This is a genomic window from Bordetella sp. H567, from assembly GCF_001704295.1.
In the GTDB taxonomy this organism is placed as follows: Bacteria; Pseudomonadota; Gammaproteobacteria; order Burkholderiales; family Burkholderiaceae_B; genus Bordetella_C.
On the sequence record NZ_CP012334.1, the window covers coordinates 1 to 15,499 of the forward strand.

Here is a 15,499-nt window from a genome sequence, read left to right on the forward strand (position 1 = left end):
ATGAAAGAATTCTGGCAGACCTGCGTCAGTCGTCTTGAGCAGGAACTCCCCCCTCAACAGATCAGCGCGTGGATCCGTCCACTCGTCCCGCTTGCCTTCGACGAGGCGCAGGCGGTGCTGCGCATTTCCGCGCCCAACCGCTTCAAGCTGGATTGGGTACGCAAGAACTTTGCCCACCAGATAGAAACGCTGGCCAGCGAGTGGTGGCAGCGGCCCGTCCAGGTGCAGTTCGAGCTTCCCGCGGGCACCGCCGCGCCGCGCATGCCGGTGGCTCCCCGCGCCCCCGTCACGGCGGGCGCCGGCGCCGGCGTTGCCGAAGCCGGTGCGCCGGTGGCCTCGGCGGCGGTGGCCGCCGCTCCCCAGGCGCCCGCGACCACGGCTGCCGCCTCGGCCGCGGTGGCCGCGGCGGTCAACGCCGACGCCGCCAACGTCATCTACGAACGTTCGCGTTTGAACACCGACCTGACGTTCGAAAACTTCGTCACCGGCAAGGCCAACCAGCTTGCCCGCGCGGCGGCGCTGCAGGTCGCGGAAAACCCCGGCGTCTCCTACAACCCGCTGTTCCTGTATGGCGGCGTGGGCCTGGGCAAGACGCACCTGATCCATGCCATCGGCAACGCCATGGTCGCGGCGGGTACCGGCGTACGCGTGCGCTACGTGCATGCCGACCAGTACGTGTCCGACGTCGTGAAGGCCTACCAGCGCAAGGCCTTCGACGATTTCAAGCGCTACTACCATTCGCTGGACCTGCTGCTGATCGACGATATCCAGTTCTTTTCCGGCAAGAACCGCACGCAGGAAGAATTCTTCTATGCGTTCGAGGCCATGGTGGCCCAGCGCAAGCAGATCATCATCACCAGCGACACCTATCCCAAGGAACTCGCCGGCATCGACAGCCGGCTGATTTCCCGTTTCGACTCCGGCCTGACGGTGGCGATCGAGCCGCCGGAGCTGGAAATGCGCGTGGCCATCCTGCTGCGCAAGGCCGAATCCGAAGGCGTGCCCATGCCGGAGGAAGTGGCGTTCTTCATCGCCAAGCATTTGCGCAGCAATGTGCGCGAACTCGAAGGCGCGCTGCGCAAGGTGCTGGCCTATGCGCGCTTCCATGGCCGCGATGTGCTTACCGTCGACGTCTGCAAGGATGCCCTGAAGGACCTGCTGTCCGTGTCCAACGGCCAGATCACGGTCGAGAACATCCAGAAGACGGTGGCGGACTTCTACAAGATCAAGGTCGCCGACATGTATTCGAAACGGCGGCCCGCCAATATCGCCCTGCCTCGCCAAGTGGCCATGTACCTGGCCAAGGAGCTCACCCAGAAAAGCCTGCCTGAAATCGGCGACTTGTTCGGTGGACGCGACCACACCACCGTCCTTCATGCCGTGCGCAAGATTTCGGACGCGCGGGGCAAGCTTGCCGAGCTCAACCATACCCTGCACGTGTTGGAACAAACTCTAAAAGGATGAACATGCAACTCGTACAAACCACACGCGATGCATTGCTGAAACCGCTATCGACTGTGGCGGGCATCGTCGAAAGACGCCATACCCTGCCCATCCTTGCGAACATCCTGATGCGCAAAGAGGCCAACAAGGTATCGTTCATCGCGACGGATCTGGAAGTGCAGATCACGACGCAGGCCGACTTTGGCGTGGGTTCCGATAACGAGTCCATTACCGTGGCCGCGCGCAAGCTGCTGGACATCCTGCGCGCGCTGCCGGACACGGGTGACGTCAAGCTGGCGCTGGCCAGCAACAAGCTGTCGGTGCAGACTGGCAAGAGCCGTTTCGCGCTGCAGACGCTGGCGGCCAGCGAATTCCCCACCGTGGCCCAGCCCGAGCAATGGGACGTGTCGCTGACGCTGACCCAGAAGAACCTGCGACACCTGTTGAACATGGTGTATTTCGCGATGGCGCAGCAGGACATTCGCTATTACCTGAACGGTATGCTGATGGTGTTCGAGCCCGGTCGCCTGCGTGCCGTGGCCACCGATGGCCACCGCCTGGCGCACTGCGCCACCGACGCCGAGGGCATCACCGAACGGCATGAAGTCATCGTGCCGCGCAAGACGGTGCTGGAAATGCAGCGCCTGCTGGAAGACTCCGACGCCCCCGTCTCGGTCGACGTCGCGCCGGGGCAGATCCGTTTCCGCTTCGGCGACGTCGAGCTCGTTTCCAAGCTGGTCGAAGGCAAGTTCCCGGATTTCACCCGCGTGATTCCCACCAGCTACACGCGGCATTTCGTGGTCAATCGCGAAGCCCTGCAGGGCAGCCTGCAGCGCGCCGCCATCCTGACCACCGACAAGTTCAAGGGCGTGCGCCTGCAGCTGGCGCAGAACGTGATGAAGATTTCGTCTTCCAACGCCGAACAGGAAGAGGCGCAGGAAGAACTCGACATCGATTACGGCCACGAGGCCCTCGATGTGGGCTTCAACGTCAGCTATCTGCTGGACGTCCTGAGCAACGTCAAGGTCGAGGAAATCAAATGGTCCGTGATGCCGGACCAGAATGCCTCTGCCCTGATCACCCTTCCCGATGACGACAACTTCAAGTACGTCGTGATGCCGATGCGCATCTGACGCTTATTGCCCGTCATTCCTGGCCCCGGCGCGATCCGCCGCGGCCAGGCCGCAAGCCGGCCGCTTTATTCGTGCAATCACAGAGATTTATGTCCGACACTCCGAACACCACTCCCGAGAACTCCGGCTACGGTGCCGATTCGATCAAGATGCTCAAGGGGCTGGAGGCCGTGCGCAAGCGCCCCGGCATGTACATCGGCGATACATCCGATGGCACGGGGCTGCACCACATGGTGTTCGAAGTCGTCGACAACGCGATCGACGAGGCGCTGGCAGGTTATTGCGACGACATCGTCGTGACCATCCACACCGATAATTCGATATCGGTGACGGACAATGGGCGCGGTATCCCCACCGACATCCACAGGGACGACGAATTCGGCCGCAGCGCGGCGGAAATCGTCATGACCGAGCTGCACGCCGGCGGCAAGTTCGACCAGAATTCGTACAAGGTCTCGGGCGGCCTGCACGGCGTGGGCGTCTCCTGCGTGAACGCCCTGTCCGAATGGCTGCGCCTGACCATCCGGCGCAACGGCGAAGTCCATGAAATGGAATTCCGCCAGGGCCAGCGCGTGAACCCGCTGGCCGTGACCGGCAAGACGGAAAAGCGCGGCACGGAAGTGCGCTTCCTGGCCGATCCGCTCATCTTCAACCACATCGAATACCACTACGACATCCTTTCCAAGCGGCTGCGCGAACTGTCGTTCCTGAACAATGGCGTGAAGATCCGCCTGGTCGACCAGCGGCAGGGCAAGGAAGAAAACTTCGCCTTCTCCGGCGGGGTCAGGGGCTTCGTCGAATACATCAACCGCAGCAAGACGGTGCTGCATCCCAATGTGTTCTCGGTCAGCGCGGAATCCAGCGCCGGCGGCGTGCCCGTCACGGTGGACGTGGCCATGCAGTGGAACGACGGCTATTCCGAGAGCGTGCTTTGTTTCACCAACAACATCCCGCAGCGCGACGGCGGCACGCACATGACGGGCCTGCGCGCGGCGATGACGCGGGTGATCAACAAGTACATCGCGGATAACGAACTGGCCAAGAAGGCCAAGGTCGAGACCACCGGCGACGACATGCGCGAAGGCCTGACCTGCGTGCTGTCGGTCAAGGTGCCCGAACCGAAGTTCAGCAGCCAGACCAAGGACAAGCTGGTGTCCAGCGAAGTGCGGCCGGCCGTGGAAGACGCCGTCGCGCGCACGCTGGAAAGCTGGCTGCTGGAGCATCCGATCGACGCCAAGGCGCTGTGCGGCAAGATCGTCGAAGCGGCGCGCGCGCGTGAAGCCGCACGCAAGGCGCGCGAGATGACTCGCCGCAAGAGCGTGCTGGAAGGCGCCGGCTTGCCCGGCAAGCTGGCGGACTGCCAGGAAAAGGATCCCGCCCTGTGCGAGCTGTACATCGTGGAGGGCGACTCGGCCGGCGGTTCGGCCAAGCAGGGCCGCGATCGCAAGTTCCAGGCGGTGCTGCCGTTGCGCGGCAAGGTGCTGAACGTGGAGAAGGCGCGTTTCGACCGCTTGATCGCCAGCGAGCAGATCGCCACGCTGATCACCGCGCTGGGCACCAGCATCGGGCCGGATTTCAACGTCGACAAGCTGCGCTATCACCGCCTGATCATCATGACCGACGCGGACGTCGACGGCGCGCACATCCGCACGCTGTTGCTGACGCTGCTGTATCGGCAGATGCCGGAACTGGTGGCGCGCGGCTACGTCTACATCGCCCAGCCGCCGCTGTACAAGGTCAAGGTGGGCCGCGACGAGCGCTACCTGAAGGACGACCAGGAAGAAGCCATCTTCATGCTGCAACTGGCCCTGAAGGATGCCGAGCTGATCCCGGCGCAAGGGGCCGAGCCCATTTCCGGTGAAGCGCTGGCCGCGCTGGCGCGCCAGTACACGCTGGCCGACGCCGTCATCGCGCGTGCATCGCGCATGATCGACGAGGCTTCTTTGTCGGCCATGGCCGAAGGCATCGAAATCAACCTGGATACGCCGGAAGCCGCCACGGCCTCCGCGGAACGCCTGGAAAAAGCCTTGTTCGATCCGCTGGCGCCGCATGCCGTCAAGGTCTACGCGGAAGTGGACCCGGCGACGGAAAAGCAGCGCGTGGTGGTGAAGCGCATGCGCCACGGCAATGCCCGCGTCAGCCTGATTGACGCCACCTTCGTGGAAGGCGCGGATTACGGCGTGCTGTCCACGGCGGCCAAGACTTTCCTGGGCCTGATCGGAGCGGGCGCGGTGATCGCGCGTGGCGAAGGCGAGAAGCGCAAGGAAGCCCCTGTGTCCGATTTCCGCGAGGCCATGCGGTGGCTGCGCGCCGAAGCGGAACGCAGCGTGTCCAAGCAGCGTTACAAGGGCTTGGGCGAAATGAACCCCGAGCAGCTGTGGGAAACCACCATGGATCCCAAGGTGCGCCGCCTGCTGCGCGTGCAGATCGAAGACGCCATCGCGGCCGACGAGGTCTTCACCACGCTGATGGGCGACGAGGTCGAACCGCGCCGTGCATTCATCGAAACGCATGCCTTGTCGGCGAGCAATATCGATATCTGATCCTGTCCGGCGACAAAGACGGCGGCCCTGCACCGGCTTGGTGTAGGGCCGTTTTCTTTGGCCGCCACGCCCTGAGCGGCGAGCGAGCACTTCCACGATATGCAGCTGGCGCCCCGCGCGGGGATACCGACGCCTCGCGCCAGCGCGGTGCTGCGTGGGCGATGTTCGTCACAGGCACCTGTCTCGGGGGGCTGGGAAGACCAGGGCTGCAACTGGTTCAGCGGGCTAGTCGGGGCGCTAATAGTCAGCACATACGAACGCAATAGTCGGCGTCTTGGAATAGTTCTGGATTAGTTCTGAAAATGGAAAGATGATTTTCGAATATCCGGGTTTATCCCTAGGTCTTGGCGGCGCAGAATGCGTTTCATCGGGAACAGCAACGGACATCGCGAACTTCCCAACGTTAACGAAATCGCGATGCACGGCCCGAACCACTCAACCAGGACTAGGAGTACTGCCATGAAAGCCAAGACCATCGTTTCCGCTCTGATTCTTTCTTTCGCCGCCATCGGCGCCGCGCAAGCCGCCAATAGCGAACCGAACAACGTGCCCTTCCAAGGCGTCTACGGCCAAGCGGCCAACAGCGTGAGCCGCACCCAAGTGCTGGCCGAGCTGCAGCAAGCGCGCACCGCCGGCCTGACGGGCAACGCCGATATCGACAACGCGCCCTTTACCGCCCAGGTGGACAGCGGCGTGAGCCGCGCGCAGATCGCGCTGGGCTCGGATTTCGGTGACTCGAACAACCAGCCGTTCCAAGGTGCGTAAGCACCCACGGCGATTCCAGCCACGGGTGGCGTGATCGCGCGATCGGACGCAGAGATCGGGTCCGACAGTATCGCGATCCCGCCACCAGGAAGTCCGGCCGTTCATGCCTGTACGGATGAACGGTTTCCCCGGCGAGAGGCGGGGATGCTGTAAGTGGCAGTCCTCTCGGTGCAGTACGTCGGCCCTCCTTGCGGGGCCGATTTTTTTTTGCCGAGGCGCCATGATGGCGGCCCGGACGATATGGCCGCGGGCTCCGCGACCCGGATCGCCTCGGCCATTGGATCGGGACTAGGAGGCGGTACGCCCCGAGGACACTCCACCCGCTTAAGCGTCCCGAAACACGGGCTTAAGCAAATACGACTTCGCGAAAGCGCTCCGCGGGTGCATAGTTCAGGGATACCCACGCGACGGAGACCCAAGCATGCCGGACGCTGCCGCCCCGCTCGAAGACTGGCTGGACAAGACCGAGACGGTCCAGGACCTGATCACCCCCTTCCCCCTGGCCGCGCTGGCGGCGACGCTGGAACGTTCGGATCCGGGCGGCGTGGTGCCGCCGCTGTGGCATTGGCTGTATTTCCTGCCGGTCACTCCCATGGGCGACGTCGGGCCGGACGGGCATGCCAGGCGCGGCGGCTTCCTGCCGCCGGTGCCGCTGCCGCGGCGGATGTGGGCGGGCGGCCGCTTGACCTTTCATGCGCCGCTGCGCGAGGGCGAGCGCGCGGCGCGCACTTCCACGATCGCGCATATCGAGGACAAGACCGGCCGCAGCGGAAGACTGGTTTTCGTGACCGTGCAGCACCGCTACGCCGTCGACGGCGAAACCCGCATCGAAGAAGAACACGACATCGTCTACCGCGACGCGCCGCCGCCCTCGGCCCACGCGCGGGAAGATGGGCAGGGCGCGGGGCGCCAAGGCCTGGCTTCGACAGCGGGGCGGCAGGATGCGGCGGCCGCGCAGCGGCAGGCGCCCGCGCCGCAGGGTGAGGAGTGGTCGCGTACCCTGCATCCCGATCCCGTGCTGCTGTTCCGCTATTCGGCGCTGACCTTCAACAGCCATCGCATTCATTACGATCATCCCTATGTGACGGGTCAAGAGGGCTATCCCGGACTGATCGTGCATGGGCCGCTGATCGCCACGCTGCTGCTGGATCTGCTGCATCGCGAACGGCCCGACGCCAGGCTGCGCGCCTTCGCGTTTCGCGCGATGCGGCCCTGCTTCGCCGGCAACGCGCTGACGGTATGCGGCAAGCCGCAAGCCCATGGCGAGATCGCGCTGTGGAGCAAGGACCACGAAGGCAATCTGGGTATGCAAGCCACCGCCACGGTCGCATGACGCCATCCCCGTGGTGCGGCGCGACGCGTGATGTCGCGGCGCCTTCGTGCGGTAACTCGACGCGATAGCCGGACACGCCGGCGCAGGCCCCGATAAACCGCCAGCGATGGCGCGAGATGAGTGCACGGACATGAACCCACAGGAATCCTTCCAGGACATCCGCGAAGCCGTACGGGATCTTTGCGGGCAGTTTCCGCCGGAATATTTCCGCGAGATCGACGAGGCGCGCGGCTATCCCGAGGCCTTTGTCGATGCGCTGACGCGCGCGGGCTGGCTGGCCGCGCTGATCCCGCAGGAGTACGGCGGCTCCGGCCTGGGCTTGACCGAGGCGTCGGTCATCATGGAAGAGATCAACCGCTCCGGCGGCAATGCCGGCGTGTGCCACGGCCAGATGTACAACATGGGCACGCTGCTGCGCCATGGGTCGGAAGAACAGAAACGCGCGTACCTGCCCCGGATCGCCAGCGGCGAGCTGCGCCTGCAATCGATGGGCGTGACCGAGCCGACCACCGGTACCGACACCACGCGAATCAAGACCACGGCGGAACGCCGCGGCGACCGCTATGTGGTCAACGGGCAGAAGGTCTGGATATCGCGCATACAGCATTCCGACCTGATGATCCTGCTGGCGCGCACGACGCCGCTGGCGGATGTGCGCCGCAAGTCCGAAGGCATGTCCATCTTTTTGGTGGACCTGCGCGAGGCGATCGGCAAGGGGCTGACGGTGCGGCCGATCCGCAATATGGTCAATCACGAGACCAATGAGCTGTTCTTCGAGAACCTCGAGATCCCCGCGGAAAACCGTATCGGCGAGGAAGGCCAGGGCTTCAGGTACATCCTGGACGGCTTGAACGCCGAGCGCACCCTGATCGCGGCGGAATGCATCGGCGACGGGTACTGGTTCGTCGACAAGGTCAGCGCCTATGCGAAGGAGCGCGTGGTGTTCGGCCGGCCCATCGGGCAGAACCAGGGCGTGCAGTTTCCCATCGCGCGGGCCTATATCAATGTGGAAGCGGCCAGCCTGATGCGCTTTGATGCGGCGCGCCGCTTCGATGCGCACGAGCCGTGCGGCGCCCAGGCCAATATGGCCAAGCTGCTGGCGGCGGATGCATCCTGGGAAGCCGCCAATGCCTGCCTGCAGTTTCACGGTGGCTTTGGCTTCGCCAGCGAATACGATGTGGAACGCAAGTTCCGCGAGACCCGGCTGTACCAGGTGGCGCCGATATCGACCAACCTGATTCTTGCGTATGTGGCGGAACATGTGTTGGGACTGCCCCGGTCTTTCTAGGACGCGAACATGAGACCCTTGGATGGCATTACCGTCATCGCGCTGGAACATGCCATAGCGGCGCCCTTCTGTACGCGCCAGCTGGCCGACCAGGGCGCGCGCGTCATCAAGATCGAACGGCCCGGCGTGGGTGACTTCGCACGCCGCTACGACGAACGCGTGCATGGCCAGGCGTCGCATTTCGTGTGGACGAATCGGTCCAAGGAAAGCCTGACACTGGACCTGAAGCAGCCCCAGGCGCAACGCATCCTGGACGCGCTGGTGGCCGACGCCGATGTGCTCGTGCAGAACCTGGCGCCGGGCGCGGCCGACCGCATGGGGCTGGGCTACGACGTCTTGTCCGAGACGCATCCGCGCTTGATCGTCTGCGATATCTCCGGCTACGGCGCGGATGGTCCCTACCGCGACCGCAAGGCCTACGATCTGCTCATACAGAGCGAGTCGGGCTTTCTGTCGGTGACCGGCACACCCGATGAACCCGCCAAGGCCGGCTGCTCGATCGCGGACATCGCCGCGGGGATGTATGCCTACAGCAATATCCTGAACGCGCTGTTGCTGCGCGGACGCACCGGGCGCGGGTGCCGCATCGATGTGTCCATGCTGGAAAGCATGGTCGAGTGGATGGGCTACCCGCTGTACTACGCGATGGAAGGCCAGCCCGCGCCGCCGCGCGCGGGCGCCTCGCACGCCACCATCTACCCCTATGGTCCGTTTCCCACGGGCGACGGCAAGACGGTCATGCTGGGGTTGCAGAACGAGCGCGAATGGAAGCTGTTCTGCGATAACGTGCTGCGCCGCCCCGCGCTGGCCGACGACCCGCGCTTCGCCACGAATTCGGCGCGCTCGGCCGCGCGCGACGACCTGCGCGCCGTGATCGTCGCGGCCTTCGCCGAACTGACGGCCGCGCAGGTGGTGGAACGGCTGGATGCAGCGGGGATCGCGAATGCGCGCATGAACACCCTGCACGAAGTCTGGGCGCATCCCCAACTGCGCGCGCGCGATCGCTGGCGGCAGGTGGATGCGCCCGGCGGCACCATCGCGGCGCTGTTGCCGCCCGGCATGCCGCAGGGGGTGTCGGCGCGCATGGATGCGGTGCCCGTGCTCGGCCAGCATACGGATGCCATATTGGCCGAGCTGCGCCATGATGCCGCCGCGATAGCGGCGCTGCGCGCAGCCGGCGTGGTGTGACAGGCAACACGCAGCGCGTGGGGTGGATGGTGGGCGCGGGTCCGGGTTAGACCGCCGGTGCGAGGCCGCGCAGCCGTGCAGGGCCAAGTGATACGTCGGCGCGGCAGTACATGGCCACGCTGCTTCTTCCAGGAGAGAGATCATGCATACTGGTCAACGCAGTGCCGCCTATCCGGGGGCGCAGCCCGGCGACGGGCCATCCGTAGATGTCCCGTCCGGCCAGAATCATCCCAGCCAGGCGCTGGCCGCCTTCGCCGCCGGCCTACGCTTCGAGATGATCCCCGCGCCGGTGGTCGAGCGCGCCGTCAATCTGTATGTCGACTGGCTGGGCTCTGCCCTGGCGGGCAAGGGCGCGCGTCCTGTCGAAAGCATCGCCCGCTTTGCGCGCGCATCCGGTGGCCGCGAGGGACCGGCCGACATCATCGTCGATCGCGGCCGCGGATCGGCCTACTTCGCCGCCATGGTGAACGGCGCCGCCTCGCATTTCGTCGAGCAGGACGACGTGCACAACGGCTCTGTCCTGCATCCCGGGACGGTGGTCTTCCCGGTAGTGCTGGCGCTGGCGCAGGAGTCGGGTGCTTCCGGGCGGGACCTGATCACGGCCGCGGTGGCAGGCTACGAGGTCGGCATCCGCATCGGCGAATACATGGGGCGTTCGCACTACAAGGTCTTCCACACCACGGGCACCGTGGGGACCGTGGCCGCGGCGGCGGCAGCAGGGCGGCTGCTGGGCCTGGATGCAGAAGGCATGCTGCACGCCTTCGGGTCGGCAGGCACCCAGGCCAGCGGCCTGTGGGAATTTCTGCGCGACGCGGCCGATTCGAAGCAACTGCATACGGCGATGGCGGCGGCCAACGGGCTGATGGCCGCGCGGCTGGCGGCCGACGGCTTTCGCGGCGCGGCGCGGATCCTGGAAGGCGCCCAAGGCATGGCCGCGGGCATGTCCAGCGATGCCGATCCGGCGCGCCTGCTGGACCGCCTGGGCCAGCGCTGGGCCACGATGGAGACTTCGTTCAAGTACCACGCGGCCTGCCGCCACACGCATCCCGCGGCCGACGCGCTGCTGTCGGTCATCGTGCAACACCGGTTGCAGCCCGCGGACATCGCGCGCGTGACCGCCCGTGTGCACCAAGGCGCCATCGACGTGCTGGGCAATGTGGTCGTGCCGCGCAGCGTGCACCAGGCGAAGTTCAACATGGGGACAGTGCTGGGCATCGTCGCGCACCGGGGCTACGCGGGCGTGGACGAGTTCGAGCAGGGCTACGATGCGCCGGAAGTCGCCGCCTTTCGCGATAAGGTCGCCATGGTCCTGGACGATGAGGTGGATCGCGCCTACCCCGCGCGCTGGGTAGGCAAGGTCAGTGTCGAAACGGCGGACGGCCGAGTGCTGCATGGCCGTGTCGATGAACCCAAGGGCGATCCGGGCAATACCTTGTCGCGCGAGGAAATCTCCACCAAGTTCCTACGCCTGGCCGCGTTTTCCGGTGCGGCCGATCCGGAAGAAGCTCGAGCGATATTGGACCGCGCCTGGAATATCGCGGCCTTGCCTGCGGTCGGCAGCGTGTTCGCGATCGCGCAGCCGGCATAGGTCGTCGTGCGACACCCCGGCCCTGCGGTCGGCCGCCGTCCGCGACGGCGCACCGCATCCCGGCATCGATGAGGCCTGGTCCGCTCGGTTACCATGGGACAGTTCCTGTATCCCCAACGCGCGGACATGCACTTCGATTTCGTCGACCTGCGCCTACTCGTCCATCTGGCCGATACCCGCAACCTGGCGCGGGCGGCCGAGCGCTCGCACCTGTCGGCGCCGGCGGCCAGCAATCGTATCCGCAACCTGGAACGCGACCTGGGCTTTCCCTTGCTCTATCGCAGCAGCCAGGGCATGACGCCCACGCCGGCGGGCGAGGCCTTCGTGCATCATGCGCGGCTGGTGCTCGAACAGGTGCAGCACCTGGCCGGCGATATGCAGGAGTACGGCGAGGGCATCAAGGGCCATGTGCGGATCTGGGCCAACACCACCGCGATCAGCGAATTCCTGCCCGCCGCGCTCAGCACCTTCCTGCGCGACTATCCCGACGTCAACATCGACCTGCGGGAAGTCCTGAGCGGCGAGATCGTGAAGGGGGTGGCCGACGGCGCTACCGATATCGGCATCGTCGCGGGCAACGTGCATGCCGGACAGCTGGAACTGCTGCCTTACCTGGACGATCGCCTGGTCCTGGTGACCGCGCAGCATCATCGGCTGGCGCGACAGCAGTCTGTGGATTTCGCACAGACACTGGACGACAACTATGTCAGCCTGCCGACGTCCAGTGCCATCCATATGTTCATCGACAACGCGGCGCAGGCGCTGGGCGGCCGCATCAAGCTGCGCATCCAGGTGGGCAACTTCGAGTCGGCCTGCCGCATGATCGAGGCCGGCGTGGGCATCGGCGTGGTGCCGCAATCCATCGCGCGGCGCCACGCGCGATCCATGTCCATCGCGATCATTCCGCTGAACGACGCGTGGGCCGAGCGCAAACTGAAGATCTGCGTGCGCGCCCTGGCCGAGCTGCCTCCGTTCGCGCGCACGCTGGTGGAAGGGCTGATGGCGGATGCGGCGGCGGCATCGATCCGTCGTCCATGAGCACATTCAGCTCGGGGTGGGGAGATGATGCCGGCTTCCAGGTATTCCAGTAGCCGCTTGCCGGTGCCGATATAGAGATCTGTCGCGTGCTGCTGCATGCAGTTCAGCGGTGCGAGTCTTGCCGGCAACGCATCGCCGGCTTCGGTTCTGGATTTGCTCAGAAATTGGAAAGATGATTTGCGGCTATGCCGGTTTATCCCTAGGTCTTGGCGGCGCAGAATGCGTTTCATCGGGAACAGCAACGGACATCGCGAACTTCCCAACGTTAACGAAATCGCGATGCACGGCCCGGACCACTCAACCAGGACTAGGAGTACTGCCATGAAAGCCAAGACCATCGTTTCCGCTCTGATTCTTTCGTTCGCCGCCATCGGCGCCGCGCAAGCCGCCAACAGCGAACCGAACACCGTGCCCTTCCAAGGCGTGTACGGCCAAGCGGTTGACAGCGTGAGCCGTGTGCAAGTGCTGGCCGAGCTGCAGCAAGCGCACGTCGCCGGCCTGACCGGCAACGCCGATATCGACAACACGCCCTTTACCGCGCAAGCCGATAGCGGCGTGAGCCACGCGCAGATCGCGCTGGGCTCGGATTTCGGTGACTCGAACAACCAGCCGTTCCAAGGTGCGTAAGCACCCACGGCGATTCCAGCCACGAGTGGCGTGATCAAGCGATCTAGTGATCGGATGATCGGCAAAGAGATTGAGTCCGGCCGCTTCGCTGACCACGCCACCAGGAAGTCCGGCCGTTCATGCCTGTACGGATGAACGGTTTCCCCGGCGAGAGGCGGGGATGCTGTAAGTGGCAGTCCTCTCAGCGCAGTACCTCGGCCCTCCTTGCGAGGGCCGATTTCTTTACGGCCGCCGAAACGGGTTTTCTCCTGGAATAGGCAATGGATTGACTAAAAAAACGGAAAGATGATTTGCGGCTACGCGGGTTTATCCCTCGGTCTTGGCGGCGCAGAATGCGTTTCATCGGGAACAGCAACGGACATCGCGAACTTCCCAACGTTAACGAAATCGCGATGCACGGCCCGAACCACTCAACCAGGACTAGGAGTACTGCCATGAAAGCCAAGACCATCGTTTCCGCGCTGATTCTTTCCTTTGCCGCCATCGGCGCCGCGCAAGCCGCCAACAGCGAACCGAACACCGTACCCTTCCAAGGCGTCTACGGCCAGGCCGCCGACAGCGCCAGCCGCACCCAAGTGCTGGGCGAGCTGCAACAAGCGCGCACCGCCGGCCTGACGGGCAACGCCGATATCGACAACACGCCCTTTACCGCGCAAGCCGACAGCGGCGTGAGCCATGCTCAGATCGCCCGGGGCTCGGATTTTGGCGATTCGAACAACCAGCCGTTCCAAGGTGCGTAAGCACCCACGGCGATTCCAGCCACGGGTGGCGTGATCGCGCGATCGGACGCAGAGATCGGGTCCGACAGTATCGCGATCCCGCCACCAGGAAGTCCGGCCGTTCATGCCTGTAAGGATGAACGGTTTCCCCGGCGAGAGGCGGGGATGCTGTAAGTGGCAGTCCTCTCGGCGCAGTACCTCGGCCCTCCTTGCGAGGGCCGATTTCTTTTGCGCGAATGGAAAAGCGGTTTCTTTCTCCCGTGATGCCGATGAATCTTCCAGCGCCATCACACCGTGTTCACCTTCAATCTAGAAGCCCGGGCCTTCCGAAACATTCAGGCAATGAGCCGGGGGCTTACGAACGCATCCTGCGACTTGCAAACCCATGACGGGTATCCCCGAGTAGATGGCGGGATTGAGTAAAAAAACGGAAAGATGATTTGCGGCTATGCCGGTTTATCCCTAGGTCTTGGCGGCGCAGAATGCGTTTCATCGGGAACAGCAACGGACATCGCGAACTTCCCAACGTTAACGAAATCGCGATGCACGGCCCGGACCACTCAACCAGGACTAGGAGTACTGCCATGAAAGCCAAGACCATCGTTTCCGCTCTGATTCTTTCTTTCGCCGCCATTGGCGCCGCGCAAGCCGCCAACAGCGAACCGAACAATGTGCCTTTTCAAGGCGTCTACGGCCAAGCGGTCGACAGCGTGAGCCGCACCCAAGTGCTAGGCGAGCTGCGGCAAGCGCACACCGCCGGCCTGACGGGCAACGCCGATGTCGACAACGCGCCCTTTACCGCCCAAGCCGATAGCGGCGTGAGCCATGCTCAGATCGCCCGGGGCTCGGATTTTGGCGATTCGAACAACCAGCCGTTCCAAGGTGCGTAAGCACCCACGGCGATTCCAGCCACGGGGGGCGTGATCAGGTGATCGGATGATCGGAAAAGATATCGGATCCGACGGCATCACGATCCCGCCACCAGGAAGTCCGGCCGTTCACGCCTGTACGGGTGAACGGTTTCCCCGGCGAGAGGCGGGGATGCTGTAAGTGGCAGTCCTCTCAGCGCAGTACCTCGGCCCTCCTTGCGAGGGCCGATTTCTTTGCCACGGCCGGAACGGGTTCTCGCTTGAAATAGGTAGGGGATTCACTAAAAAAACGGAAAGATGATTTGCGGCTACGCGGGTTTATCCCCCGGTCTCGGCGGCGCAGAATGTGTTTCATCGGGAACAGCAACGGACATCGCGAACTTCCCAACCGACTAATCGCGATGTACGGCCCGAACCACTCAACCAGGACTAGGAGTACTGCCATGAAAGCCAAGACCATCGTTTCCGCTCTGATTCTTTCCTTCGCCGCCATCGGCGCCGCGCAAGCCGCCAACAGCGAACCGAACACCGTGCCCTTCCAAGGCGTGTACGGCCAGGCCGTCGACAGCGTCAGCCGCACCCAAGTGCTGGGCGAGCTGCAGCAAGCGCGCACCGTCGGCCTGACGGGCAACGCCGATATCGACAATGCGCCCTTTACCGCGCAAGCCGATAGCGGCGTGAGCCATGCTCAGATCGCCCGGGGCTCGGATTTCGGCGATTCGAACAACCAGCCGTTCCAAGGTGCGTAAGCACCCACGGCGATTCCAGCCACGGGTGGCGTGATCGCGCGATCGAGTGATCGGACGCAGAGATCGGGTCCGACAGTATCGCGATCCCGCCACCAGGAAGTCCGGCCGTTCATGCCTGTACGGATGAACGGTTTCCCCGGCGAGAGGCGGGGATGCTGTAAGTGGCAGTCCTCTCGGTGCAGTACCTCGGCCCTCCTTGCGAGGGCCGATTTCTTT

13 protein-coding genes are annotated in these 15,499 nt (G+C 64.4%); all 13 read left to right on the plus strand.

Features of this window, described 5'->3' with window-relative positions:
- A complete protein-coding gene (dnaA, locus tag AKI39_RS00005) occupies nucleotides 1–1,464 on the plus strand; it encodes a chromosomal replication initiator protein DnaA (RefSeq protein ID WP_066631232.1) in 1,464 nt (487 codons plus the stop codon).
- 2 nt (nucleotides 1,465–1,466) lie between these two features.
- Nucleotides 1,467–2,576 carry a DNA polymerase III subunit beta gene (gene dnaN / locus AKI39_RS00010; protein WP_066643737.1) on the plus strand — a complete coding sequence of 370 codons (1,110 nt, stop codon included), beginning with the start codon at nucleotides 1,467–1,469 and terminating at the stop codon, nucleotides 2,574–2,576.
- 89 nt (nucleotides 2,577–2,665) lie between these two features.
- Nucleotides 2,666–5,119 carry a DNA topoisomerase (ATP-hydrolyzing) subunit B gene (gene gyrB, locus AKI39_RS00015; protein WP_066631234.1) on the plus strand — a complete coding sequence of 818 codons (2,454 nt, stop codon included), beginning with the start codon at nucleotides 2,666–2,668 and terminating at the stop codon, nucleotides 5,117–5,119.
- A 459-nt stretch (nucleotides 5,120–5,578) separates the two neighbouring features.
- Nucleotides 5,579–5,884, plus strand: a complete 306-nt coding sequence (locus AKI39_RS00020) for a DUF4148 domain-containing protein (RefSeq protein ID WP_066631244.1) — start codon at nucleotides 5,579–5,581, stop codon at nucleotides 5,882–5,884.
- Between the two features lie 421 nt (nucleotides 5,885–6,305).
- Nucleotides 6,306–7,217: an FAS1-like dehydratase domain-containing protein gene (locus tag AKI39_RS00025; RefSeq protein ID WP_066631250.1), complete on the plus strand. Its 912-nt coding sequence runs from the start codon at nucleotides 6,306–6,308 to the stop codon at nucleotides 7,215–7,217.
- Nucleotides 7,218–7,347: 130 nt separating this feature from the next.
- Complete coding sequence (locus AKI39_RS00030; protein ID WP_066631253.1) at nucleotides 7,348–8,505, plus strand: acyl-CoA dehydrogenase family protein; 1,158 nt, start codon at nucleotides 7,348–7,350, stop codon at nucleotides 8,503–8,505.
- A gap of 9 nt (nucleotides 8,506–8,514) precedes the next feature.
- On the plus strand, nucleotides 8,515–9,693 hold the full coding sequence (locus AKI39_RS00035) for a CaiB/BaiF CoA transferase family protein (RefSeq protein WP_066631256.1): 1,179 nt from the start codon (nucleotides 8,515–8,517) through the stop codon (nucleotides 9,691–9,693).
- Between the two features lie 274 nt (nucleotides 9,694–9,967).
- Nucleotides 9,968–11,281: an MmgE/PrpD family protein gene (locus tag AKI39_RS00040; protein WP_066641883.1), complete on the plus strand. Its 1,314-nt coding sequence runs from the start codon at nucleotides 9,968–9,970 to the stop codon at nucleotides 11,279–11,281.
- A 126-nt stretch (nucleotides 11,282–11,407) separates the two neighbouring features.
- Nucleotides 11,408–12,319, plus strand: coding sequence for a LysR family transcriptional regulator (locus AKI39_RS00045; protein WP_066641885.1), 912 nt, complete (start codon nucleotides 11,408–11,410; stop codon nucleotides 12,317–12,319).
- A gap of 321 nt (nucleotides 12,320–12,640) precedes the next feature.
- Nucleotides 12,641–12,946: a DUF4148 domain-containing protein gene (locus AKI39_RS25680; RefSeq protein WP_066631258.1), complete on the plus strand. Its 306-nt coding sequence runs from the start codon at nucleotides 12,641–12,643 to the stop codon at nucleotides 12,944–12,946.
- A 434-nt stretch (nucleotides 12,947–13,380) separates the two neighbouring features.
- Complete coding sequence (locus AKI39_RS00055) at nucleotides 13,381–13,686, plus strand: DUF4148 domain-containing protein (RefSeq protein WP_066631261.1); 306 nt, start codon at nucleotides 13,381–13,383, stop codon at nucleotides 13,684–13,686.
- 563 nt (nucleotides 13,687–14,249) lie between these two features.
- Entirely contained in the window at nucleotides 14,250–14,555 is a 306-nt protein-coding gene (locus tag AKI39_RS00060) for a DUF4148 domain-containing protein (protein WP_066631264.1), read from the plus strand.
- 422 nt (nucleotides 14,556–14,977) lie between these two features.
- A complete protein-coding gene (locus tag AKI39_RS00065) occupies nucleotides 14,978–15,283 on the plus strand; it encodes a DUF4148 domain-containing protein (protein WP_066631270.1) in 306 nt (101 codons plus the stop codon).
- The last annotated feature ends 216 nt before the right edge of the window (nucleotides 15,284–15,499 follow it).